This window comes from Photobacterium jeanii (genome assembly GCF_001650345.1).
GTDB classification, from domain to species: domain Bacteria; phylum Pseudomonadota; class Gammaproteobacteria; order Enterobacterales; family Vibrionaceae; genus Photobacterium; species Photobacterium jeanii.
Genome location: NZ_LVHF01000012.1, coordinates 563,259 through 588,985 on the forward strand (window position 1 = coordinate 563,259; position 25,727 = coordinate 588,985).

Annotated in this window: 23 protein-coding genes; 10 read left to right on the forward strand and 13 right to left on the reverse strand. The window is 43.9% G+C overall.

Annotated elements, in window-relative coordinates; genetic code table 11:
- Positions 1-141 precede the first annotated feature (141 nt).
- From A3K86_RS03885 to A3K86_RS03910, 6 genes are all read left to right on the forward strand, one after another.
- Positions 142-2,304 carry an LruC domain-containing protein gene (locus A3K86_RS03885; RefSeq protein ID WP_068330175.1) on the forward strand — a complete coding sequence of 721 codons (2,163 nt, stop codon included), beginning with the start codon at positions 142-144 and terminating at the stop codon, positions 2,302-2,304.
- A gap of 11 nt (positions 2,305-2,315) precedes the next feature.
- On the forward strand, positions 2,316-2,771 hold the full coding sequence (locus tag A3K86_RS03890) for a hypothetical protein (protein WP_068327999.1): 456 nt from the start codon (positions 2,316-2,318) through the stop codon (positions 2,769-2,771).
- 181 nt (positions 2,772-2,952) lie between these two features.
- On the forward strand, positions 2,953-5,310 hold the full coding sequence (locus A3K86_RS03895) for a helicase-related protein (RefSeq protein WP_084406504.1): 2,358 nt from the start codon (positions 2,953-2,955) through the stop codon (positions 5,308-5,310).
- A gap of 305 nt (positions 5,311-5,615) precedes the next feature.
- Positions 5,616-7,304, forward strand: coding sequence for an NAD-dependent malic enzyme (locus A3K86_RS03900; RefSeq protein ID WP_068328009.1), 1,689 nt, complete (start codon positions 5,616-5,618; stop codon positions 7,302-7,304).
- Between the two features lie 191 nt (positions 7,305-7,495).
- A complete protein-coding gene (locus tag A3K86_RS03905; protein ID WP_068328012.1) occupies positions 7,496-8,176 on the forward strand; it encodes a SanA/YdcF family protein in 681 nt (226 codons plus the stop codon).
- Positions 8,177-8,970: 794 nt separating this feature from the next.
- Positions 8,971-10,341 carry an SLC13 family permease gene (locus A3K86_RS03910; protein WP_068328015.1) on the forward strand — a complete coding sequence of 457 codons (1,371 nt, stop codon included), beginning with the start codon at positions 8,971-8,973 and terminating at the stop codon, positions 10,339-10,341.
- Between the two features lie 65 nt (positions 10,342-10,406).
- Here A3K86_RS03910 and A3K86_RS03915 read toward each other — a convergent pair whose 3' ends face one another.
- Entirely contained in the window at positions 10,407-11,387 is a 981-nt protein-coding gene (locus A3K86_RS03915) for a Gfo/Idh/MocA family protein (protein WP_068328018.1), read from the reverse strand.
- A 328-nt stretch (positions 11,388-11,715) separates the two neighbouring features.
- On the opposite strand from A3K86_RS03915, the gene A3K86_RS03920 reads away from it, so the two are divergent.
- A complete protein-coding gene (locus tag A3K86_RS03920; protein ID WP_068328032.1) occupies positions 11,716-12,789 on the forward strand; it encodes a ketoacyl-ACP synthase III in 1,074 nt (357 codons plus the stop codon).
- Between the two features lie 126 nt (positions 12,790-12,915).
- On the opposite strand, the gene A3K86_RS03925 is transcribed toward A3K86_RS03920, so the two are convergent.
- The 6 genes from A3K86_RS03925 to A3K86_RS03950 all read right to left on the reverse strand — a co-directional run bounded on the left by A3K86_RS03925 (position 12,916) and on the right by A3K86_RS03950 (position 18,942).
- Entirely contained in the window at positions 12,916-14,172 is a 1,257-nt protein-coding gene (locus tag A3K86_RS03925) for a DEAD/DEAH box helicase (protein WP_068328036.1), read from the reverse strand.
- Between the two features lie 184 nt (positions 14,173-14,356).
- A complete protein-coding gene (gene nagK / locus A3K86_RS03930) occupies positions 14,357-15,271 on the reverse strand; it encodes an N-acetylglucosamine kinase (RefSeq protein WP_068328040.1) in 915 nt (304 codons plus the stop codon).
- Between the two features lie 352 nt (positions 15,272-15,623).
- Entirely contained in the window at positions 15,624-16,340 is a 717-nt protein-coding gene (locus A3K86_RS03935) for a tRNA-uridine aminocarboxypropyltransferase (RefSeq protein WP_068328042.1), read from the reverse strand.
- A 172-nt stretch (positions 16,341-16,512) separates the two neighbouring features.
- A complete protein-coding gene (locus tag A3K86_RS03940) occupies positions 16,513-16,851 on the reverse strand; it encodes a DUF3802 family protein (RefSeq protein WP_068328047.1) in 339 nt (112 codons plus the stop codon).
- A 133-nt stretch (positions 16,852-16,984) separates the two neighbouring features.
- Positions 16,985-17,962, reverse strand: coding sequence for a sensor domain-containing diguanylate cyclase (locus A3K86_RS03945; RefSeq protein ID WP_415860029.1), 978 nt, complete (start codon positions 17,960-17,962; stop codon positions 16,985-16,987).
- 5 nt (positions 17,963-17,967) lie between these two features.
- Positions 17,968-18,942 carry a response regulator gene (locus tag A3K86_RS03950; RefSeq protein ID WP_232321903.1) on the reverse strand — a complete coding sequence of 325 codons (975 nt, stop codon included), beginning with the start codon at positions 18,940-18,942 and terminating at the stop codon, positions 17,968-17,970.
- 424 nt (positions 18,943-19,366) lie between these two features.
- Here A3K86_RS03950 and A3K86_RS03955 point away from each other — a divergent pair, with 424 nt between their 5' ends.
- Both A3K86_RS03955 and A3K86_RS03960 read left to right on the forward strand, forming a co-directional pair.
- A complete protein-coding gene (locus A3K86_RS03955) occupies positions 19,367-19,726 on the forward strand; it encodes a glutathione S-transferase N-terminal domain-containing protein (RefSeq protein WP_068328052.1) in 360 nt (119 codons plus the stop codon).
- A 39-nt stretch (positions 19,727-19,765) separates the two neighbouring features.
- Positions 19,766-20,449: a DUF3334 family protein gene (locus A3K86_RS03960; RefSeq protein ID WP_068328054.1), complete on the forward strand. Its 684-nt coding sequence runs from the start codon at positions 19,766-19,768 to the stop codon at positions 20,447-20,449.
- A 93-nt stretch (positions 20,450-20,542) separates the two neighbouring features.
- On the opposite strand, the gene A3K86_RS03965 is transcribed toward A3K86_RS03960, so the two are convergent.
- The 6 genes from A3K86_RS03965 to A3K86_RS03990 all read right to left on the reverse strand — a co-directional run bounded on the left by A3K86_RS03965 (position 20,543) and on the right by A3K86_RS03990 (position 24,467).
- Positions 20,543-20,824, reverse strand: coding sequence for a hypothetical protein (locus A3K86_RS03965; protein ID WP_068328056.1), 282 nt, complete (start codon positions 20,822-20,824; stop codon positions 20,543-20,545).
- A 259-nt stretch (positions 20,825-21,083) separates the two neighbouring features.
- Positions 21,084-21,413 (reverse strand): hypothetical protein, encoded by a 330-nt coding sequence (locus tag A3K86_RS03970; protein WP_068328060.1) that lies wholly within the window; start codon positions 21,411-21,413, stop codon positions 21,084-21,086.
- Between the two features lie 99 nt (positions 21,414-21,512).
- Positions 21,513-22,043 carry a hypothetical protein gene (locus A3K86_RS03975; RefSeq protein WP_232321904.1) on the reverse strand — a complete coding sequence of 177 codons (531 nt, stop codon included), beginning with the start codon at positions 22,041-22,043 and terminating at the stop codon, positions 21,513-21,515.
- A gap of 84 nt (positions 22,044-22,127) precedes the next feature.
- A complete protein-coding gene (locus A3K86_RS03980) occupies positions 22,128-22,721 on the reverse strand; it encodes an HAD family hydrolase (protein WP_068328063.1) in 594 nt (197 codons plus the stop codon).
- Positions 22,722-22,810: 89 nt separating this feature from the next.
- On the reverse strand, positions 22,811-23,593 hold the full coding sequence (locus tag A3K86_RS03985) for a transporter substrate-binding domain-containing protein (RefSeq protein ID WP_068330182.1): 783 nt from the start codon (positions 23,591-23,593) through the stop codon (positions 22,811-22,813).
- Between the two features lie 268 nt (positions 23,594-23,861).
- Positions 23,862-24,467, reverse strand: coding sequence for a TetR/AcrR family transcriptional regulator (locus tag A3K86_RS03990; protein ID WP_068328067.1), 606 nt, complete (start codon positions 24,465-24,467; stop codon positions 23,862-23,864).
- 110 nt (positions 24,468-24,577) lie between these two features.
- Here A3K86_RS03990 and A3K86_RS03995 point away from each other — a divergent pair, with 110 nt between their 5' ends.
- Positions 24,578-25,726, forward strand: a complete 1,149-nt coding sequence (locus A3K86_RS03995) for an efflux RND transporter periplasmic adaptor subunit (protein WP_084406505.1) — start codon at positions 24,578-24,580, stop codon at positions 25,724-25,726.
- Position 25,727: the final 1 nt, after the last annotated feature.

Below are 25,727 nucleotides of genomic sequence, written 5' to 3' on the forward strand. Positions count from 1 at the left end.
AACCGCCATACACTTCGCTGAAATCGAAAGACAGTAAAAGATCATAAAATCAGCCACTTAAATCATTCGCAATTAATATTCAAACCTTGGCAACCATTTTGAATGGCTCTGAGTAATCACCGACATTACGCAGAGGCTGAAATGAAAAAAAAGCTAGTTCCAATCGCCCTGACACTCGGAGCAAGTGTCTCGATGCCAAGCTTCGCTGTTGCGCCTTTTAATGGCTGTCCGACCGAAGCTCTATTATTTCAAGGCAACCCATCAACGGTTTACGCGGTTGATTTATCGACCGGTAATTACACCATCAGCCAGACAGAGACTGGGGCTGGAGGCACCATCAATGCGGTGGGCTTTAACGAAACAGATCGCTACATCTATGGTTGGAACAAAAGCAGCAGTACGGTCACTCGTATCAACCAAGCCTTCAAAGTGGAAGACTTAACGGTAATAAGCGGTTTACCAGATAAAAACTATTTTGTTGGTGATGTATTCGATAATCATTACTACGTCTATTTAAAAGGTACTGGGATGTTCAAGATTGATTTAAGTGCCGGTGACGATAGTTTGGTCGCAGAAGAAATCATGACTGCTGCACAAGCTACGCTTCAACTTACCGACTTTGCTTTCTACCCAGAAACTGGTGAATTATTTGCAGTAGAAAATACCAATAATGATTTATATCTGTTTAGCTTTGATAGCCAAGGTAAAGCGAGCTTTAGCCGTATTGGTTCAACAGAACTTGGCGGTACCACTACCTTTGGGGCGCAATATTTTGATAAGTCAGGCTTCATGTACATCAGTAACAATAACGATGGCATTATCTATCGTTTAGATTTACGTGACCTTGGCGATTTAAAACCTAAAGCTGAGTTTTTCGCTAGTGGTCCATCTTCTAGTCAAAACGATGGTGCTCGCTGTGCTAGTGCTCCTGTGATTGCAAGTAATACCGATTTTGGTGATGCACCTGACAGTTATAAAACCTCGCTAGCTAGCAATGGTCCCCGTCACTTTATCGGACCTAATTTTTTCTTTGGTAGTGATATAGATGCCGAAGGAGAAGCCCAAATTTCACCAAGTTCTGATGATAATGACGGTAACGATGATGAAGACGGCATCACTTTTAACTCTGCGCTTAAACAAGGCTCTGACGCACTAATTCAAGTCACGGTCGGTGGTGGTGCGGCGGGTTATGTTAGTGCATGGTTTGACTGGAACCAAAACGGTCAATTTGATGCTTCAACTGAACAAGTGATCGTTGATGAACTACTCGCTCCCGGTTCACATAGTTTGAAATTTCGGATACCTGAAGACGCAGTAGCGGGTAATACCTGGGCACGCTTCAGAATTGGTAAAGATACAGGGCTACAATCTTTCGGTGGTGTCACTTACGGTGAAGTTGAAGACTACAGCGTAACCATTGAAGAGCAAACTCTGACCCACTCTTATTATCCGGGTGAAGGTGAATGGGCAACCTTGGCATATGAAGATAACTGGCCAAACAAAGGGGATTTCGACTTCAATGATGTGGTGATGTATTACCGTGTTGATACTGTCTCGAACAGCGAAGGGAAAATTGTCCGTTACGATATCAGTGGTAAGTTGCAAGCTTATGGTGCTAGCTTCACCAACGGCTTTGCCGTTCAGTTTGATGATGTCGCACGCAGTGCAGTTAACGAGGCTCTCACTAAACTTGTGGTCAATGGCAAAACCCGTCATACCGCCGATGTATTAGAGGCCGGTCAAACCAACGCGGTCGCCATTATATCTGCAGATCTTAAACAAGAAATCGACGCTCCAGTCTGTTCAGGCAGCTCTGGAAAATACTACCGAGTATGGCGCGGATGTAGCTCAGATCCAGCGGATCAATTCACCTTTGAAGTCAGTATTCCTTTCACAACAGGTTTAGATACGGGTCCTGACATGCCACTCAACCCATTCATCTTCGCACCTGAAGGTCGTTATCGTGGTAGCAGCTTTGGTACAGACTACCCAGGGCGCGCACTCGAAGTTCACTTAAAAGGCGACTGCTTAACTTCACTGGCATCTGAAAACTTCTTCTCAACCCAAGACGATACATCGGTGTACAGCGTTGCCAACTGTCCGGGTCCTAATTGCGATAGCTACCGAACTAGCAATGGTATTCCATGGGGATTAATCATTGAAGACAACTGGATGCACCCAACCGAGCGCATCAACATCCTAACCGCTTACCCTGAACTTGAGGGTTACGCAACCTCAGGCGGAAGCTCCAACCAAACTTGGTTCTTACGCAGTAAAGCTAACCAACAAAGCCTATTTGAATAAGGAGCATCGCCATGATTCGTTTAACAATTGCTTTATTTTTGAGTCTGCAACTGATTGCTTGTGGCGGTGGTGGCGGCGGCGGTGATGATTCAGGCGCTGGTGGCAATTCACCTGCCGCAGATAGCCCTGCGGCACCCAATAAAAAATTTGAAGATATTGTAGTTCCAGAAGGCTTCAAGTTCCGTAGCGCCTACCCTGTTACGGTCGATATTGACCTTAATTCATCGGAAGATATGTACCTCAATATCTACGGTCGATTTACAGAAGCGCAAGACGGTACGCCTATCCCTGATAGCAGTAGCCGTATGATCACCAGCACCATGAAAGACGGTAAATTTAAAGGCAAGCTTACCGTCACACCAAAACGCGAAAGCTTGTTAGTTGAAGCTTGGTATCAAGACGGGGCTCGTCAGCCTTTTCGCCAAGTCATTCCGCTACCAGTCAGTGAGATCGTCATTAACCAGTAGTAGCAACATCTATCAGTATTGATAAACACTCTGTTCTAGCCTTTCCCTTTATGGTATTAGCAGTTTAGGTGTTACTAGCTTCACCTAAGCTGCTCCTTTTTTTCTAACTCTCACCACCCTTTTTTGTTCAGCCAATAAATATTATGATCCAACAAGCTTTTACAAAGATTTGGATCCCACCTTGCAATTACCTATCGACGTCCTTAAACCACAATTTCTTACCGCCTTAACTCGTGCCAACCTTGTTGTTGAAGCCGAAACAGGCTCAGGGAAGTCAACACGTTTACCTTTATGGGCGGCAGAGCAAGGTCGCGTGTTAGTTATCGAGCCACGCCGTATAGCCTGTTCTTCACTGGCAGAATTTCTCGCAACAGAAAGTGGTCAACCGTTAGCAAAGCAAATCGGCTATGCCATCCGATTTGAAAATCATTGTGATGACGATACTCAAATCATTTTTGTTACACCCGGCGTTGCCTTGCGTTGGCTGAGTGAAAATCAACTGAGTAACTTTGATACCGTCATCATCGATGAATTTCACGAACGTCGTTGGGATACAGACTTATTACTCGCCTTACTCAAAACGCACAATCAACATCGTATAGTGCTAACATCTGCAACCATCGACAGCCAACGCCTTACCCAATACTTAGGTGGCGAGCATTTACACGCAGAAGGCCGTAACTTTCCTGTTGAAGTGGAACATTACACCGACAACAGCAGCGATGGCAGCCGTCAAAGCCCAGATATTCGTAACCTTGAGCGAAGAGTTGCCAAAGCGGTTGAAGCCAATATTGACCAACAAGGCGATATTTTGGTGTTTTTACCGGGTAAAAAGGAAATCGCTCAGTGCCAAAGTCAGCTCAAACATTGTGATGCAGAAGTGATCCCATTGCATGCAGCGGTCTCGGATCATGATCGCCAACGCGCTCTTTCCACCAGCCACAACAAACGCATCATTTTAGCAACCAATGTTGCTGAAACTTCACTGACCATTCCCGGCGTGACCTTTATCATTGATGCAGGATTAGAGCGCCGTACCCACCAGCGCAATGGTCGAACTGTACTGGGGTTACACGCTATTTCTCAAGCCAGTGCAGAGCAACGAAAAGGCCGTGCTGGTCGTATCGCCGCGGGTAAATGTATTCGTCTGTTTGGCAAAGCGGCACCGCTTGAGTTAATTACTCCGCCCGAACTTCACCGTGAAGAATTGATTGAGCCTATGCTCGCGGCTGCGTGTTGTGGCCATCGCCTTACTGACTTGCCGTTTATTGATGCTCTACCAGAAAAGTCATTACACCAAGCGCAACAACGCCTACTACAAATGAACGCCATTAACGACGATGGCAAGGTGACCGCGCACGGCAAGCGTTTATACCCGCTGCCAATTGATTCACTCTTTGCGCATCTTATTACCGCAATGCCCGATAAAGCGGCAACCGAGGCAATGGCTGATTTATCTGCTGCACTAACAATTTCACACCGTTTGTGGCAAGTACCTAAAAGTGAAGAGAAACTCGCTCAGATCGAACAGTGGGAAAAGCACTTCTGTGATGCAACCGCGTTAATCAAACTGTTACGTGAACCGACACCGGAATTTATTACTGTCGATAACGAGCTATTAAAAGAAGCGCGCCAGCTTGCCGAGCAAATTCGTGAAGCTCTCGCATTACCACAGTTATCTGTTGCAACATCAATCAAGCGTGACGCGTGGTTAAATGCCGTAATTAAAGCGGCGCCTGAATTGGTTTATGTACGCCGAGAAAAACGCCGCCAAGCATTGGGAAATGGATTTAGTGAAGTTAGCTTAGGCAGAGACAGTCGCTTTACCGAACAAGCTGAAGCCGCCATTGTGTTTGACCAATTCAGCATGCCGGGGCGCGGAGTCAAGCAAACCTTAAACCTTGCGACTTGTATGGCACCGATTCGTTTATCGCAACTTATCGACAACGACTTAGGCGAAGTAAGCCTAACCGACAGTCAAATCGTCGATGGACAGTGTATTTCAACTCACCAACGCCAGTATGCTGGTCGCGTTATTCAAGAGTTTGAGTTGCAAGATTCGCAAGCATTAACCACTGAAATGGTTGTCGATATGATCATCAAGGATCAGGTAATGCCCGGTTTAGCGGCAGAACGTCAACAAGCCATCAGCTTATGGAATCTGTACCTACAGTTGGGCAAAGCCGATCCTGCGATTTGCACGCGACAAGCAGCGGTAGATTTCCATTCATGGTTAACCGAACAAATTGATGCGCTGGGTATTGAATCTTTAGAGGATTTAGCGCTATTTGAAAATGGCGACATCCCTTTCGATGGTATTCCAGAGTGGGAGCTGGAAGATTTTACCCGCCAATTTCCACAACGCATTTATATTGCCGATCTGCACCTGACGGTTGAATACGCGGTAGCAGGAAAATTAGCGACAGTGGTATACGAAAGCGGAAAACGTAAACAAGATCCGCAACGTTGGGAACTACCAAGTTGGCAAGGCTGGCGAATCAAGTATCGAAAAGCCAGTCGTGTGGTCGATATTCGCTAATCCTTAATTTACCAATATTTACCCATTTTTACCCGGGAGCTTCTTAGCCGCTCTAAAAGTCAGTGTTCACAAATAGCGCATTCTTTGCGCTATTTTTTTACATATCTAGCGGCTGGCACCTCATGTTTTAACAGTCTATTAGCTGACATAAAGTGAGGATTGTCAGCAATCTATAGAAACTTGATCTCTTTCTCGAAAATAATGCGATCTGCCTTTGAATTCACTCCATTGAAAGACTAGGATTACCGCCTTAGAGAAAAAGTTATTCGCTCTCTTCATTTCTCCATCAAAACAGAGTCTATTGCATGAACAACGATAAAAGACCTTTATACATTCCCTACGCAGGCCCTGCGCTGCTTGAAACACCTCTGCTAAACAAAGGTAGTGCATTCTCTGTCGAAGAACGTATGTTCTTTAACCTGGAAGGTCTGCTTCCAGAAGCCATCGAAAGTATCGAAGAACAAGAAGAACGTGCTTATCAACAATACCAAAAATTCGAAAACGACATTGATAAGCACATTTACCTGCGCAACATTCAAGACACCAACGAAACGCTATTCTACCGTTTGGTTGAAAACCACATCACAGAAATGATGCCAATCATCTACACCCCGACTGTAGGTGCGGCATGTGAAAACTTCTCGAACATCTACCGTCGTGGTCGTGGTCTTTTCATCTCTTACCCTAACCGTGACCGCATTGAAGAAATGCTAAACAATGCATCACGTCATAACGTTAAAGTTATCGTGGTAACTGATGGTGAGCGTATTCTTGGTCTAGGTGACCAAGGTATCGGTGGTATGGGTATTCCAATTGGTAAGCTATCACTTTACACCGCTTGTGGTGGTATCAGCCCTGCTTACACCCTTCCAGTTGTACTGGATGTAGGTACTAACAACCCACAACGTCTATCTGATCCTATGTACATGGGTTGGCGTCATCCTCGTATTACTGGTCAAGAGTACGAGAACTTCGTTGATGAATTTATTTCTGCAGTGAAACAACGTTGGCCTGAAGCGCTAATTCAATTTGAAGATTTCGCTCAGAAAAATGCGATGCCTCTTCTTGAGCGCTACAAAGAGCAAGTATGTTGTTTCAACGATGACATCCAAGGTACAGCAGCGGTAACCGTTGGTTCACTACTTGCAGCATGTAAAGCAGCAGGCAGCAAACTATCAGATCAGCGTGTAACTTTCTTAGGTGCAGGCTCAGCAGGTTGTGGTATCGCAGAAGCGATCATTGCACAAATGGTATCGGAAGGTATTTCTGATGCCAAAGCACGTAGCCAAGTCTTCATGGTTGACCGTTGGGGTCTATTGATCGACGATATGCCAAACCTAATCAACTTCCAGAAGAAGTTGGTTCAGAAGCGCACGACCATGAACGAGTGGGATCTAGAAGACAACAACGTATCACTACTAGATGTAATGCGTAACGCGAAACCAACCATCTTGATTGGTGTATCAGGTGTTCCTGGTCTATTCAGCGAAGATGTTATCCGCGAAATGCACCAGCACTGTGAGCGTCCAATCATCTTCCCACTGTCTAACCCAACTAGCCGTGTTGAAGCAACACCAGCTGATTTGATCCGTTGGACTGATGGTAACGCACTAGTGGCAACGGGTTCACCATTTGAGCCAGTGATCCACAACGGTAAAACTTACCCAATTGCGCAATGCAACAACAGCTACATTTTCCCAGGTATTGGTTTAGGTGTACTTGCTGTGAATGCACGCCGTGTAACGGATGAGATGCTAATGGAATCTAGCCGTGCGCTAGCTGAGTGTTCACCACTGGCGAAGAACGGTTCTGGTGCCCTACTACCACCGCTAGAAGACATTCAAGAAGTTTCGCGTCACATTGCGTTTGCTGTTGCTAAGAAAGCTGTTGAGCAACGTAAAGCACCTAAGAACACTGATGAGCGCATCAAAGAGAAGATCAACTCAAACTTCTGGAAATCAGAGTACCGTCGCTACAAGCGCACTGCATTCTAATTTCATGCAAAACTGACACCTTCAAAGCCTGCAACTATGCAGGCTTTTTTACGTCTGTCGAGGTATCAAAATCTCGCCCACAAGAAAATTGACATAATAGCTTGAAAAAGCATCACATTTGACCTGCTTTTTACCTAACATTATCAATATATTAAGGTAAGATGTTTCCAATAAATTCTCATTGGATTGGTATGAAGCTGTTAAATCTCATTCGCATTTCAGCCATTGTTGGCATCGTTGCTGTTGGTAGCAGCCTATTGCTCGATCGTTGGATTTCAGAAAGTACGGCTGATCGCATCTTTACCGATCCCGCAGATATTCCTGCGCGCTCCATTGGCTTAGTGCTGGGCACCAGCAAGTACATTGCCAAAACACTCAATCCGTTTTATCAGTACCGTATTCAAGCCGCGATTGATTTATATCAGCAGCAGAAGGTCAACGTATTGCTGCTCAGTGGCGATAACGCGCATCGGTCTTACAATGAGCCGTGGACCATGAAGCGGGATTTACTGAAAGCTGAAATTCCCGATCAAGATATCGTGCTCGATTATGCAGGCTTTCGTACTCTCGATTCGATTGTGAGAGCCAAAGAAGTCTTCGATGCCGATCACTTTGTAGTGATCACGCAGCGCTTTCATTGCGAACGCGCCCTATTCATTGCTGACAAAAATGAAATAGATGCCATCTGTTTAGCCGTACCGGCACCTAAAGGGCTTGCTGGGCTTAAGATCCGCGCTCGTGAGGTACTAGCACGCAGCAAAGCGATTTTGGATCTCTATTTGCTCAATATCCAGCCACGCTTCCTTGGCCCTAAAGAACCCATCAACGACAAGCCAGCTGAGTTTATTGGTCCACCAGATCTTCGCTCATAAACCTGCCCGCTTCAAAACAAAAAAGCACTAAAGTCCAAATCATGACCTTAGTGCTTTTCACATTCTGGCAATAGTAACCGATTACAAACTCAATCCAACTACGTAGCTACAAACAGAGAATGGCACATCAAAATGAAGCTCAAAAGTTTGAATACTGTGCTTTTTCTATTTTACCGCGACAGGTAATCACGAAGAAATTTCGCCTTAACCCCTTTCACATGAGCGCTCGCATCTTTTTGAATTCGTTTACGAATTAATCTTTTATCCTTTGCCATTTCCCTAGCCTTTATCCATTTTATTTTTAAGTGCAAATTAATGCCTTTAATTGAGAGGTTGCATAATACAAGATGGGCAAATTAGTAACTAGGGTGAACAAATGACCGAATCATAGATGTCGAGTTACATCACACTTTTAGCCTACTCCAAGCTTATTTTTAAACATAGCAGTAACATCTGCATTGCAGATTTGACCCTCTTCCTTTTTGGAAGGTTATGAGCGCAAGTGTATGTGTAGAGTTCTACTCATTCCATTTTCATCACATCACAGTTTTCTATTTTCGCAGCGCAGTCGAACAACATTTCACCACCAAGGCGTTAACATTACATTTAAAAGGTGTAACATTCGTTTCATTAAAACAGCTCTCCTCAGATAAGTCATTGTTCAGAATAAACAAATGTAGCGGTTAATAGATTCATAGTTAATATGCGGCTTTGTCACTATTTTTACGATGCTTTATTTGAGAGAGCGATAACAATCCCATTGCACGAAGCAATTACATCAAAAGGAAGACATTATGACAGCCTTATCACTTACGCTAAAAAAGTGGCTGTTTGATCGAAATAGCCTAATCTTGCTCGCAGACATTGCGCTGTTTACTATTTTGTTAAACACCCTCCCGTTTGAGAAAAATGTGGTTATCGGCTTAAGTATTCTCGCTTTCGTCGCCATCCTTTGGCTAACTGAAGCCGTTCACGTCAGTATCACCGCGATTTTAGTGCCAATCCTCGCGATTGGTTTCGGTGTTTTCGAAACACCAAAAGCCTTAAGCAATTTCGCCAACCCTATTATTTTCCTATTTTTAGGTGGTTTTGCATTGGCAGCAGCTCTTCACAAACAAGAACTGGATAAGGCCATTGCCGATAAAGTATTGCTGATCGCTAAAGGGCGTATGTCGGTGGCAGTCTTCATGCTATTTGGTGTCACAGCTTTCCTCTCTATGTGGATCAGTAACACTGCTACTACCGCAATGATGTTGCCTCTTGTTCTTGGTGTTCTCAACAAAGTGAATGCTAAGAGTGAGCGCAGCACCTATGTTTTCGTTCTATTGGGTATTGCTTACTGTGCCAGTATTGGTGGTATTGCAACGGTTGTAGGTAGCCCACCGAATGCAATTGCTGCGGCAGAAGTTGGCTTAAACTTCACCGAGTGGATGGCGTTTGGCCTACCAATCTCATTAATCTTATTACCAATCACAGTATTACTACTTTATGTCCTACTGAAGCCAAACCTAAACCACACTTTCGAGCTTGACCACAAGCCAGTGGAATGGAGCAACGGCAAACTGATAACACTGGCAATCTTTGCTCTTACTGTTTCATGCTGGATTTTCAGCAAGCCAATCAATGCTTTCTTAGGTGGTTTTAGCAAGTTCGATACATTAGTTGCACTAGGTGCCATCGTTCTACTTGGTGCATCACGTGTTGTTGCTTGGAAGGATATTGAAAAATCGACTGACTGGGGTGTACTACTTCTATTTGGTGGTGGTATCTGTCTAAGTAATGTATTAAAAGCAACGGGCACCAGCGTGTTCTTGGCGCACAGCCTAGGTGGTTTCCTAGAGCAAGCAGGACTGTTCTTCACAATCTTAGTCGTGGCCGCTTTCGTAGTATTCCTAACCGAATTCGCGAGTAACACAGCAAGTGCGGCGCTATTAGTACCAGTATTCGCAACCGTTGCTGAAGCATTAGGCGTATCACCTGTCGTACTATCTGCGCTTATCGCCGTTGCCGCATCTTGTGCCTTCATGCTACCTGTTGCGACCCCACCAAACGCAATCGTATTTGGCTCTGGTCACATCAAGCAAAGCGAAATGATGAAAGCCGGTATCTACCTTAACCTTGCATGTATCGCTGCACTATCAGCTTTTGCGTACATTTTCTGGTAATTAAAACACTTCCCCCATAACAAAAGAAGCGACCTCCTGGTCGCTTCTCTTTTTCTTAGCCTTTATTAGACTTCATCCGCAGGATAACGAACCCCAATTACACCACGCGCATGAGTAATAATATTGCTCACAATACGAGTACGATTCATGCCCTGATGGGTCACTTGCCCTTTCTCAACCAGCTCTGCAAACACTTCTGCTTCATATTGCATCGTGTTCTGCGCTTGCTGTTGTGACAACGTCACGGTAGGTTCACCTCGGCGATGTAAGTTCACATCTAGGCAATCGTAAATCCCATTGACTGTAATAGTCCCCTGCTCACCTTGTAGCTCGCTTGGGATCATCCCGTCACTCACTTTTGAATGCGCAATCGTAACGTCAAAATCAGGGTAATGCAGTACGAGTGTTCCATGCGCATCAACGCCTGAAGATAGTAATGAGCCTTGAGCTGTAAAACTATTAGGTTCTCCAAACAAAGCAACTGCTGCGCTTAACGGGTAAATACCAATATCCATTAATGAGCCATTTGAAAACTCAGGATTAAAGGTGTTTGGGTTTTCACCATTTAAGAATTTTTGATAACGAGAAGAATACTGACAGTAACTCAGGTACACCTTACGCAACTTACCCAGTTTAGGCAGTGCTTGTTTAAGGATTGCAAAGTTAGGCGTGTAAGGTGTTTTCATCGCTTCGAACAGTACAACTTTCTGCTGTTGCGCTAGCTCAAATAGCGATTCCACTTCGGCGATATTTGAAGCCAAAGGCTTCTCACCAATCACATGCTTGCCCTGCTCAATAAAACACTTGGCTTGTTCTGCGTGAAGTGAGTTCGGACTTGCGATGTAAACCGCATCAATGAGATCACTGGTTGCCAACTCAGTCAGCTCATCAAAGCACGCTAACTCACCGTATTTTTCAGCAAACTCTTGGGCTTTCTCTACCGTTCTTGAGTACACCGCCACCAGTTCCATCTTACCCGTTGCGGTTGCGCCTTCGATAAAAGCATCGGTGATCCAATTCGTGCCAATGACTGCAAACTTAATCATCTACTTCCCTATTTATTTTTATTACTAAGCTGAAAGTATACCTTTGTCGATGCCAGACTAATACCTGTTAGCCAACACCAACATATATATAAACATAACTTTTTAAGCTGAGCAGAAAGGTAGATAACTCAACACCTTGCATTAAGTAAAATAACGCTTCGTAAGTGATATTTGTTTTAAACAGAAACTGTGGCATCCGCGACTGTTTACCCATTTCAACGTTGCACATTGATGCATGAGGGTTAGTATGAATACACCAGTTACGTAAACATGCTTTAACTGCATTTGTTTACCGTAATTCCATGAAAAGAATAAGGTATAACGCTAGATGTATTACGCAGAAATTACTGGCTGGGGTAAATGCTTACCGCAGACCGAACTCACTAATGACACCTTGAGTACATTTGTTGATACTAGCGACGAATGGATTCAAACACGTACCGGCATTCAATCTCGCCGTATCAGTCATGTTGATACTTCCAAGTTAGCAGAAGTTGCAGGAGCGCGTGCACTGCAAACCGCAGGTATCGATGCGAATGAACTGGATCTTATTATTGTCGCCACCTGCTCACCTGACACCTTAATTCCAAATATCGCCTCTAAAGTGCAGTTGGACTTAGGCGCAAGTAAAGCGGCTGCGTTTGACATGAATGCCGCTTGTACTGGCTTTTTATATGGGCTTGAAACAGCAACCCGCATGATTCAGGCAGGTAACTATCGCCATGCGTTAGTTATCGGTGCTGAGCGTCTGACCTGGTATTTAGACTGGGGGCAACGTGATACTGCTGTTTTATTTGGTGATGGCGCTGGTGCTGTTGTACTGAGCAAAACAGACAAACCAACAGGACTATTACAAGCGCAGCTAGGTTGCGATGCTGAAGGTCGTGATGTGTTAGCTATCCCTAATTTTGGCACCAGTATGGATCGCTTTAACCCTAATGCGGGACACTTCACATTTAACTTTATTGGTCGCGATATTTTCCGTCGTGCTGTGCGCGGCATGGGAGCAGCAGCCAATTTGGTGCTACAACGTGCCGAGCTCGAAAGTGATGACATTGATGTAGTTATTCCTCACCAAGCCAATAAGCGCATTATTGAAGCTTTATGTGAGCACGCCAAAATCCCTCTCGACAAAGCTTTCATTAATATCCATAAATACGGCAACACCTCTGCTGCAACAGTTCCTATTGCGCTATGTGAAGCGGTGGAACAAGGTATCGTAAAACCAAACAGCAAGATCTTGTCTGCTGCATTCGGTGCTGGTTTAACGTGGGGAGCGAGCGTCATTCAATGGGGTGAACGCGTAACACCGGTTAACCCGCCAACGGCTACGTTACCTGATTGTGAGCAAACCGCATTAGAACTGCTGGACGACGCCATCAAGCACTGTGCAGCCAAATAAGCGCAATAGCTAACATTCTTTACCACTGCCGTAATACGACAATGCCCGCCAAAATATTGCGGGCATTGTTTCATAAAGGCTTAGTCAAAAACAATAGTGTTCACATTAAGCCAAGTGGCGTTTTGATTAACGACGTTGAGTATTACGTCCTCGATTACGATGGATCTTGGATTTCGCTTTAGCACGACGCTTATCTGCCGAACGACCACGACGTTGATGCTCTGGTGCTGAAATCGTTGGATCCGGTTCATAACCTTCTAGCCATTCTTGCGGTAGACGATTATCAAGCAAATCTTCAATCGCACGAAGTAACGGCTCTTCATCAATGCTCATCAGTGATACAGCTTTGCCCACGCTGCCAGCACGACCAGTACGACCAATACGGTGAACATAATCCTCAGCTTTAAATGGCATATCAAAATTCACCACATAACCAAGCTGCTCGATATCCAGACCACGAGCCGCAACATCGGTCGCGATCAACGCACGCACTTTGCCCGATTTGAATTCATCTAGTGCACGTTGACGTGCACCTTGGCTTTTATCACCATTGATAGATGCGGCTTTAATGCCGTCTAAACCCAACTCTTTCGCTAACTCGTCAGAACCTTGCTTAGTGCGGGTGAATACCAGCACCTGTTGCCAGTTACGCGAACCAATCAAGTAGGATAGCAATTCACGTTTACGATGTTTATCAACCGGATAAACAATTTGCTCTACAGTTTCAGCTGCGCTATTGCTTGGGCTTACTTCAATAAGCACAGGCTCTTCAAGAATTGAGTACGCTAAATCTTTTACTTGCTTTGAGAAAGTCGCCGAGAAGAACAAAGTTTGACGCTGCTTGGCAATGCGTTTCATGATGCGCTTGATATCAACAATGAAACCCATGTCCAGCATTCGGTCAGCTTCATCCAACACAAAGTATTCGATTGTAGAAAGATCAACTGTACCAACATGGGCGTGATCAAGCAGACGCCCTGGTGTTGCCACTAAAATATCAACACCAGCCTGTAGCGCCTTCACTTGCACATTCATGCTGGTGCCACCGTAAGCGACTGCGATCTTTAGGTCTGTATTCTTGCTATAGCTGGTTAAGCTATCAAATACTTGTTGCGCCAATTCACGGGTTGGCGTTAACACGAGGCCACGTACTTGCGGTCGCCCTGCCGCTAACTGTTGTGCTGGCTGTGTCAGCATTTTATGTAACAGTGGCAAACCAAATGCGGCGGTTTTACCCGTCCCCGTTTGCGCGCCAGCCATAATGTCTTTGCCCGCCAACACTTCAGGAATAGCTTGTTGCTGAACAGGCGTCGGGGTTTCAAAGCCCAACTCTTCGATAGCGGTTAATAACTGTGGATGCAAATCCAGCGCGTGGAATGACATTATGGTTTACCTGTAACTATTTGGATGACCGCGCATAATAATATCTCGCTCAGTGACATTCCAGTGTTATCCCTTGATATCGAGCCAATAAAAACGCCCCTGCAATGTTAAACATCACAGGGGCGAGAAAACTCAGCGCTATGCACTAATAACTTGTCTTTATCGCGCTTGTCGTATCCGTCGATTATTTCGCCGCAATATTCAAGAATGCGGCACCGCGAACACCACCAGCATCACCGTGTTTAGCTTTAATGATCTTAGGTACACGAGCAACGGAAAGCAGGTGTTTTTGAATACGTTTTGGCAACTCTTGGTACAGTAGCTCAAAGTTAGATAAACCACCGCCAAGCACAACAACATGAGGGTCCATACCAGTAAACAGGTTCGCCATACAAATTGCCAATAACTCTAGGAAACGCTCAACGTGTTCAACCGCTTTAGCCTCACCTGCTTCGTAGTTTTTGATGATCTCAATCGCTTTTAAGCTTTCATCATAGTAGTGAGCGTAAAGTTGCTCGAAACCACGGCCTGATAGGTAATTATCGATACAACCTTTATTATCGCAACCACATGAGAACAGTGGCGCTTTCTCGCCTAAGTGGAACCACGCATCGATTGGCATACGAGTATGACCTAGCTCACCGGCTACATGGTTCATGCCAGAGAACACTTTACCGTCGTATACAAGACCGCCACCAAAACCAGTACCCAAAATAAGACCTAATACTGATTTTTCGCCTTGTAGCGCTTCATCCCATGCTTCAGACAGAGCAAAACAGTTAGCATCGTTATCGATAGTTACGTTACGACCTAATTTAGCTTCAAGATCTTTACGTAAGAATCGACCTTTCGCTGCTGGGATATTGGATGTTAAAACAGAGCCATCACGTGCGTCTTCCATACCCGGTAGACCGATACCCACCAAACCTTCGCAGCCAAATTGCTGATCTGCTTGTTGGATTAGAGATACCAAGGTATCTACTAGTTTGTCGTAGTCATCGCCCGGTGTTGGTACACGCTCAGTTGCCACGCGCTCTAGTTTTTCATTGAAGGCGCCAAATTCAATTTTAGTTCCGCCTACATCGAAGCCGTAGTACATCCTGTTCTCCCAGAAAAATAAAATTCAGAAAATCTATGAAAATTATCCACACTTCTACACCTACAGACTGTGATGCAAACCAAGTTTAAGTGGGATTTGTTGGGTATTCACTCGCGTTTGTTGAAAGAAACAGCAAGTCATTACATTATTTATTCGTAATGCTTAAAACTAGCAGACTTTGAAAACTATTTACAGTATTGGCAATTAGCATAACCGCATGAATTATTGGAATTAATTACCGACAGAGACAAAAAAGCACTTTATGCTTAACACCAGCATAAAGTGCCTTCTAATAAGATCGACTGATTAATAGCGAATGTGAAAAGCGCCAGTTAATCGCTAAACTACTCGATTAAGCAGATAAATGTGCTTTTAAATCATTGAGCGCTTTATGATCTGGCAACTGACGATTCATCTTGCCAGTAATGTAGTGCTCACGAAAAACATCAAACCACAAATCAAGGGTTTCTGCGTTATTCACTTCACCATAAACATCCACAATACGCGCAGCCACTTCCGCTGTACCTAACTGGTTTTCTTTTGAGGCAACTCGCACTGTATAGCGTGACGGCTTATCAGGATCAATCGACAACACTGGGAAGCGATTAAGATACGGGCTTTTACGGAACATTTTCTTTGCTTCCGCCCAGCTACCATCAAGCATAATAAATAATGGACGCTTACCACTCTCAATAGTCACATCGCTTGCAACCCGCTCAGACTCAGCATACTCCGCCGGGAATACCACATACGGCTGCCATTGAGGGTCGTCTAATAACGCTAGCATTTCGCTATTTGGCTCAGTACGCGACCAAATATAAGCAAAGGTATCAGGGAAAAGATCAGCAATTAAGCGACCAGTATTACTTGGTTTCAGCACTTCATCATCGTACATCACCAATAAGAAAGCAGCGTTAGATTCGATTTCAGGTTTGTGAGCACAAATACATAAGTGAGGACGCAACATACAGTGGCGACAACGCTCCACTTTAGCTCCGCGAGCACGGAATGGGCGAGTTGAACGCGCAAGGCGTTCTTCATAAAGTTCATGGACAGCGTGAATGCGCATATTGCGTATAACCTTAAAACAAAAAACGCCAGCATTTTACTGTCGTTGAACTAAGTTGCAAGGTATTCACTGTGTTCGAGTCTTGGATACAGCTGTCATAAACCTTTTGCAGACACCAAAAACAAAGGGCAGCATCTCTGCTACCCTTGTTATTCTGGATAATAAAGCCAGATTATTGTGTAATGGCGCTATCGAATAGGTTCTTCACCAAGCCGATATAGTCTTCAAGAAAAGCAATTTGCTCATTAGTTGGACAACGTTTCCACGCGCCCGCTAAAACTTCACTTAAGTCATCAACCACAGCATCAGCTTCTTGCAACAGCTTGAAACGGAGATCTTGTTCGATATCTGGGTTCTGACTAAATACTGCCATCACATTCGATGCCACCATATCCGTTACAACGTCTTCAACGGTTTCGGTGCAAGTATCCGTGCTTACTTTCTCAAATAACGATAGATGCTCTGTAAAATACTCAATAAGTGCTAAGTAGCCTTCAGATTCAACAACCATGTTCGTTCTTCATAATTATTTACAATTGGGTCAATTCTAAAACTTGCTATGAGAATTACAATCAGATTTACCGCTGAGGTTGCTATACATCAAAATATTGGTCGATGATTACCCACTTTTAAGTAATTTTTGGCTAACTTGAAGCCGCAAACTCATTAGTGTTCGAAATAATTTCAGCTATAACACTTTGGTTTCGACCACGTTGTTTCGACTGGTACAACGCATTATCCGCACTTTCCATCCAAGCTTCATGGTTACGCATTGTAGGATTCCACTCACTAACACCGAGGCTAATAGTGACGTTAATCGATCGCACATCAACAGAAACATACGACTTTTCCACCCGCTTTCGGAGACGCTCGGTAAAATACAATCCCATTTCAGCAGTCGTATTGGGCAGGATGACACCAAACTCTTCGCCACCGTAGCGACCAGCAATATCACTCTGCCGTTTGGTGCGTCGCAATAAACTGGCGACTGTGCGAATCACCCCGTCGCCTGCAATATGACCGTAAGTGTCATTTACCTTTTTGAAGTGATCAATATCGAACATGACTAAGGTTGCAGGTTGTTGGAATTGACGACAACGTTCAAACTCTTCTTGTAAGCACCCTTCCCAGTGGCCTCGGTTATAAAGCTGAGTTAAGCGATCTGTCATACTAAGGTGAGTCAATTGCTCATTAGATTCACGCAGGTGAGTTTTACTTTTCGCAATATCTGATACATCGGTGATCGTCATGCAAATATGGGTGTATTCACCACTGAGGGATTTAAGCGGGGTTAGCGTCATATTCTGGAACATCAAACTAGTGCCACCAGAAATTGGGCTAAAGTTTTGGAAATTAAACACGTGCGTACGATCTTCCCAACTTGAAAAAGATCGCATCCTCAGCTTAAACGTAGAGGCTATTTTATTTTTCAACCATTCTTTTGGTAGATCGGGCACAACGTCGAATAAGTTATGTCCTAAAATGCAATCGCTATTTATACCACTATAAGCCTGCATGAAAGTATTCCAAGCCAATACGGTATAACTGCGATCGAGTATTACAACACCTGCATCAATGTTATCCATAACTTGGAGAGTCAGGTGAAAGTCGGCAATATTCATCTGGTTCAATGTAGGGTTTCCATTATTTTTTTTATGACTGTTGTTGAGCTGTTATCCATCAAAAACAACACATCACATTCAAAATCGAGAGACTCTGCGCGATAAGCATAGCCAACACTAGAAAAAGTATGATTAGCTTGTGTAGTGGTATCCCCCCACCCCATATATTCTTCAACAACAATAGGTTGACGAACCGAGAACGGAATATTCATATGTTCGGTTAACGCAACCAAAAATGACGACACCATAAGATTGGCAATGTCTGTCACTATTTCATTTTTTTGCTCGTCGACTTGGCTAAAGCCCAAACGCTCACCAAACAGCGCAATATCTTTACCATGTAAACGAACCAAAGCTTCCCCGTAGATTCCACCACCAACAAAACGTTGTGATATTGCTAGTCCATTATTGTCACGGATCTCACTTAGCGACACCGCTAACGTACTGGCGTCAGTAGTCGTGACTACCGGAAGTGGCATCCGGATAAATTCACCTAGATGATCAGAGATAATGGCAGCACCGCGACCTAGCGCAACATTAGCGACTTCGCGAAACACCTCAAGATAATTCGTTTCAGCTGAAGGCAAACGTAAATCACTGCACTTGGGTGAGTTAATCCCAAAAGTTTGCAACAGCTCAAACAGTTCTTCAGGCTCAAACGGCTTACCAATAAAGTGGCTAGCTCCCAAGTCTCGACAGCGGTTTGATGCCTCTTTTTGTACATCAGCAGAAAGAACAACGACGCGAGTATCAATTTGATGCGTTGCTATTTTTTCTAACAAGGTATACCCATCCATAACAGGCATAGTGAGGTCTAAGAACAGCACATCTATCGGATGTTGACGCAAACACTCTAACCCTTCTTTACCATTTAGTGCGTAATGCAGTACCACGTTATCCATATTATTGAGGTAACGCGTCATGGTTCGGTGTACAAAAGGTGAGTCATCGCAGATCAGAATGTTATAGTTATGTAACACGTCGCAAGCTAGCCCTGATAATGACGATTTAGGCTATTAATAATAATAAAACGATTTTATATAAGGTATTTTCATCTAGTTTAAATTTGCTATTAAGTGACTTTGATCGTCTTTTTAGACATGCATGCCAAATTTTTGGCTGGCAAAGTTATTGTTTTCATAATGTGTTTTGATATTTACCGTCCAAAAAATCGTTATTAGCAGACGATTTTATGTCAGTATTAACTCATCATTAACAATGCAATGTGTTGTATAAATAAATCAAAGCGTCATTTTTACCGATTCACTTCCGCATAAATTATCGCCTTATACTGAATAACCAAGATGTTAAAGGCAATTAACATCCATTGATAACATCATTTTATCTTTTCAGCGTTGTGATACACTCCTCATCACAAAAACATAACAACAAGGTAAATATCAAATGAAAGTCATCCGTTGGGTTCTAGGTCGAATTATCCTAGTTATAAATGCTGTATTTTCACCTAAAGGTTTGCAGCGTGACGCCGATAAACAACAGGAAGTCGATTCACAGGTAGAAAAATTAAAGCTCTATCAATTTGAAGCTTGCCCTTTCTGTGTGAAAGTTCGCCGCAGTGCTAAACGCCTGAACCTGCCTTTAGAAACACGTGATGCCAAAGTTTCACCATGGGAACAGGAACTTATTGAGCAAGGCGGAAAACGTAAAGTTCCTTGCCTACGAATTGAAAACGATCAAGGCGAGGTGCAATGGATGTACGAATCAAATGACATTATTGCCTACCTAGAACAGCGTTTTGCATAACGCTCAGGCAGTAATAAAAAAATAAGTTTGAGAGATAGAATGAAAAAAACCAAAACCATCACGACTGATGATATTTTGCTAAAGCTATGTCAGTCATTTTCAACGGTATTATCTACAGCAACAGACACCAATGTTAACTATTCAGCAATGGTGCAAAAGATTAATAAAACAAGCTTAAAACCCGATATTGGCTGCTTCGTTTTATTTGATGGTGGTTTTACTGGCTTAGTTGTAGCGAACTTCTCGCAACAAGCAGCGCTTGAGCTTTACCAAGAATACATGCTGAAAATGGGTATTCCTGAAGATGAGCTAGCTATCCTTCATACTTCTGATGATGTATCGAATGTGCTTGGTGAGCTAATGAACCAAGTTGTTGGTGATTTCACTAGCAAGATCCGCCGTGAGCTTCAAATCTCAATCATGCAGAACCAGCCTAAAATGCTGGCGCTAAATAAGCAGATCTTACTATCGGTTGATACTAACCTAGATCGCCCTCAAGCTCGCCGTGTTAGCTTCACAACTCAGAAGAACAACATCTTCTACCTTGAGCTAGCAATGGATAAAACTGAGTTCATTCAAATTGATGAATTCGAGCAAGCGGCTGACGTTGATCCAGATAGCCTGATCGAGCAAGAAAAAAACAAGAAAGCAGCACCGAAGAAAGATGCGGCAGAGCCAATCTCTCAAGCTGATCTTGATCTGCTTGATGAGCTAGGTATTTAATCGCCGAAATTCGGTTAAAGACGCTACATAGACAAAGGCTTGGCATTTTAATTTGCCAAGCCTTTTTTATTGATCGTGATTTAGAGGTGACGGTTAGCGGTAACCGTGTTCATTTTTCCAGCTTTTGCTCATTTGATCTAACACACAAGCTGGTAGTGGTCGGTGAGCTTGAGAAGGTTTCGTTGTTATTGGGCGATAACCTGCAGCTTTTAATCTGAGGTCGATAGCTTGATTAATTGGCATACCGGCACGAGCAAGGTCCCAGCGAAATACTCTTAATGCTGTATATTCGTGTTGTTCAATTTCACCGCCATAAGGGTACTTCAGCAACTTTTCATAGGCTTGCTTAGCTAGTTCAAAATTCACTTGAATCATAAGCGCCTCCTTCAATACCAATGAGCAATTTTTGCTTACTGGATATAACCACAGTATTACGTTACAACGTAGCTTGCAAGATCAATTTGGTCAAATTTTGCCGTTTTTGTTGATAGAAAGCTCAAATCGTTAAACTGAGCAGAATGACAGGCAAAACAAAGCCGAAGCACTTTCGTCACTTCGGCTTATGTCTTGTGTAATAAGGGGTTACTTGATTACCTATCTTTCGCCATGTGTATTTACGAAGACAGTATTTACCTTATTTAGGAATATTAAAGTTTTTATCATCCGCACAGGTGAAGGTGTAGTAGTTTTCACGTTCGCTAAACACAGCGAAACCTTTCCCATGGCAATAGGCGCCATTGAGTTCTTGCATATACGCTAACGTGCCTTGGTTTTTAACCACAAAGTAGCTGTCGTTTTGGCAAATGATGCGGATCTTGCCGTCATCACTTTTTGAAAAAGCTTTTACCTTCGCACCGCAAAGAGCGTAGCTAGCTTCAACATAATCGTCAGCTTGTTGATCCACACTTTTGCTACAAGCACTCAAAAGTAACATCAAGAAAGTGACACCTAATATTCGCATCATAGCCATGCTCCTTTCTGCTATCGATAAATTTCTTTTTACATTCAGTTTAGTAGGCAACTGACTTGATAGCAGAAAAACATTACTAAGTGGGCAAAAAAGTTATCCTTTCACGTGTTTCTTCTCATCGATGCGACGACGATGCCAAATAGAATAATGGCGAAGCCCTGCGGGACCATGAGCAATAAACACTGACATGATTATCACTGTTGCGTATAGCGCTGGTTTGTTTTCAGGTAAGAATACAAATGAAGCTAACAGCCCGAGTTTCACAAATGTCAGCACACCTTTCAGCTGAATTAACCACAGGCGCGAACTCATGATTTCGGAAATCATCATCAGCACACCTGTCGTCATAGCTAACATCCACCACCATTGCCATGGGTAGCTTTCCACTTGAAACAAGACCCCAGCACTTGCCATCGCGATACCCGCAATATGCAGGGCGCGAAGTCCGGTTTTACTCAAGCGACGGATCCAAAAACGAGTTTCAGACATGCCAAACTCTTCTTGCTGACGTTTTCCGCCACGCTTTTTGTGTTGGCTTACTTGAGGAGAATCACTCTCTAAAGGCTGTGATGAAGATTGCGATGAAGGCTGCTTAGCCTGAGATGATTTTGATGAGCGATTCATATCGTGCCGTACTAATTTTTTAAACGGCACGATTTTAATCACAAAATGATAAATAGCGAAGCTTTTCACTTTATGAAATGGTTATTATGCCTTGGTAAATTCCACCAACTCACCATTTTTGACCAAGATACAATCCATTCCAGCAGCAAGCGCGGCTTGTCGGCCAAGATTGGTATCTTCAAAGACCACACAATCTTGCGGCTTCACGCCTACTCGCTCAGCGGCAAGTAAAAAGGTATCGGGTTCTGGCTTATAACGAATCACATCACTAGCCGTGACGACAGCATCAAGTAACGGCAATAGCTCTGTCATCGTTAATAATTCATCAGCATGGCGTCGAATACAGCCAGTTCCCACCGCCGTTTTCTTTTCATGGCGAAATTGTTTAAGCAAATCAACCGTAGCCGGAATAACAACACCTTTATGCTCGGTGGCTTCGTAATACTGAAACTTTGTCTCTACCAATAACTGTGGCTGCACATCCAATTGGTAGCGTTCAATAATGGCTCGCGCTGTTTTCTTGGTTGGCATCCCACCTAAGCTATGGAGCCATTCCTGATCAAAAGGAATACCAAACGCTTCGCAAGTTCGTCGCCACGCGCCAAGGTGTGCAGGCATAGAGTCAATGAGCGTGCCATCCATGTCAAAAATAAGCGCCTGATATTTTGATAAGTCCATTGCTGTATCCTTGTTTTGATAATGTCTTTAGTTATAACAAAACAGGTACTGCAGAAACAGATAACATCAGTGATATTGGTAGCAATAAACTAGCGAGTTTCTAAATGGGCTATCCCCCATTTCTTCGCAATACGATCGAAGAAACCTTGAGTTTGTTTAAGGGTGATCCAATGATTTACGTAGTTAATCCACACTTGCTCATCATTTGGCAATAGCATGGCAATCGGCGTTGGGCGCTGCATTCCCGGTACTTTAGCAACTTGCAATTTAGGAAAGCGATTCGTTAAAGATGCAGCTTCAATATTGGAACTGAGCGTCATCGTCGCGCGCTTAGCAAGTAATTCATTATAGGGTGTTGTTCCTGCCGCAACAGTTTGTAATTGCGCATCAGGAAAGAGCTCTTTCATGATCATTGATTGCACTGTTCCAGCAGTAGCAGCCACTTTGACATAGTTGGCGTTAAAATCTTGCCAACGACGGAATCGGCTCGCATTATCGCTGTGGATCACAGGCACAAAAGCTAAATAGAAATAAGGCTTACTGTAACCCGCCACTTTGGCGCGCTGCATATTTAATGACGCACTGCCCGTCATATCGTATTTATCTGTAACCACGCCACTGACTAAAGTTCGCCAATCAGCAGCAACATATTCGACAGTCACGCCTAAGTCTTTTGCCAGTTCCGTGGTGATATCAATATCAAAGCCTTTGTAAAAATTTGTCGCAGGATCTCGCATCGTCATTGGGTGCCAATCCCCCGTAGTACCAACCCTCAATACCCCACGATCAATAATTTCTTGTAAACGGCTTTTGGCCGCTAATGCAGGACTCACTAAGCCGCAAAAACAAAACAGCAGCAAGGCTAATTTCATCCCTTTTTGCCAGCAGATATTATTGAGGGATAACGCACTTCGCATAGCGACTCCTTTCCACTGCAAGACTCAATACCATGATTTCAGACAGGTACACAGAGAAGAAAAAGAGTGTGTCGCTGTGGGAGATATCGCTTAATTTCATAACGATACCAAGCCTGCCATAGCTATAAACATAGCAGTATTTCACGATAAAACGACAAACTTGTCGCAACAAAAAAGTTACAACAAACAGCAAAAGATAGTAATTGAAAAACAGGATATGAAATTAAGGATTACACTGATGTGCACGTAAGAATACTTCTACACATGCATTCAAATACGCGTAACGTTCAGCGTCAGTTTCTTCCGAGCTTTGCCCCAAATATGCCCAATACACGACTTTACCGTGCGCCATTAAAAGCAGCTGCATCGCGGCATCTTCGGCAGGAAGAAGTAACTTTATCTCACCTTGTTGATCTTTTAACGCAAGATACTGCGCCAACATTTCAGTGGTCATTCGAGGGCCCGCATTGAGGTAAAGCTGAGCCAATTGCGGGTGCGTGTCGCTTTGGCTTACCGCGGCTTTAAAGGTCTGACATGCTTCATCACTCAATAGCAACGCCTGAAAACGATATACAAATTCCGTAAGAACAATCTGAATTGGACGCGGATCATCAACGAGACGACCATCAATCTGATTAGCAACACATTTTGCTCGAATACAGGTTTCAAACAGTTCATCTTTAGTTTTAAAGTGGGCATACACGGTTTGCTTTGATACCTGCGCCAAGTCAGCAATAGCATCCATGCTCACACCATAACCTTGCTCAAAAAAAAGCTGGGTTGCCGCGCCTAAAATCTGCTCTTTCTTTTGTTCGCTACGCGTTGCCATTACACCGCCCTCACTGAAACATTTCATTATCATTAATATTACAATCAAACTAGACAGTCTAGTTTTGTTCGTATATTTTTTAATCTATAACACAAATAACAGGATCAGTTATGGCAGGTATAAACAACGGAATTGGACTCACACCCTTAAAGTTCACAGCAGGGGCTGTGCTCTGCATCAGCTTATTGGCTGGCTGTAATCTATCTTCAGCTGATAATGAACAGCCACAGCAAAAGTCAGAGTCAATGCGAGTTAATACCGTCACACTGACACCACTTACTCACTACGATGTTACCCGTGAGTATGTCGGTACCATTCAAGCTGGACAGCAAGCCAACCTAGGCTTTGAGCTGAATGGTAAGATTGCGCGTCTATTGGTTGATGTGGGAGATAAGGTCAACAAGGGCGAGCCGATGGTGGTACTCGACACCCAATTGTTGCAAACCCAAGCTGATCAACTTAAAGCGCAGCAAGCTCAAGTTACCGCCCAACTCGACTTAGTCGAAGCGAACTTAAAACGTCAGCGCTCTCTTAAAAATAAAGGTTTTAGTGCTGAAGCTGAAATCGATAACCTTAACAGTCAGCGCAATGCACTAAGAGCCAATTATCGTCAGCTTGGTGCATCGCTGGCGGCCAATATTCTGCAACAGGAAAAATCGACGATATACGCCCCTTACGACGGTACTGTCAGCGCTCGTCATATTTCAACTGGTGATGTCGTCAATTTGGGCGCCCCTACCCTGACCCTGTTAGCACGTACCCAACAAGAAGCGCACATTGGTTTACCAGCCAAGCAATTAGCAAAACTCAAGCAACAACAAAATTGGTCTGTTCGCGTTGGCAATCAACACTACCCTGTATCCTTACTCAATCCCGGTGCGCGCGTTGATTTAAATTCGCGAACCGTACAACTACGTTTTGCCCTTCCTGCTGATGCCGCTGTGATTGATGGTGAGCTGGCGTATTTAGAGTTTAACGACCGGCACCAAAATCCTGGTTATTGGATCCCACTCAGTTCGTTGACCGACGGCTTACGAGGAGTATGGAATGTATTCGCACTTCAAGAGCATTCACAAGGCTACATTATTGAACGTCGCAGTGTTCAAGTGCTGTATGCCAATAATGAACAGGCATATATCAATGGTGCAATTGAAGCTAACGAGAAGATTGTTGCTGACGGCTTACACCGTCTGGTTCCGGGACAAACGGTGGAATTAATAAAAAAGCTTCCCCTGCCCCTGAATAACGAAGGGGCATAAG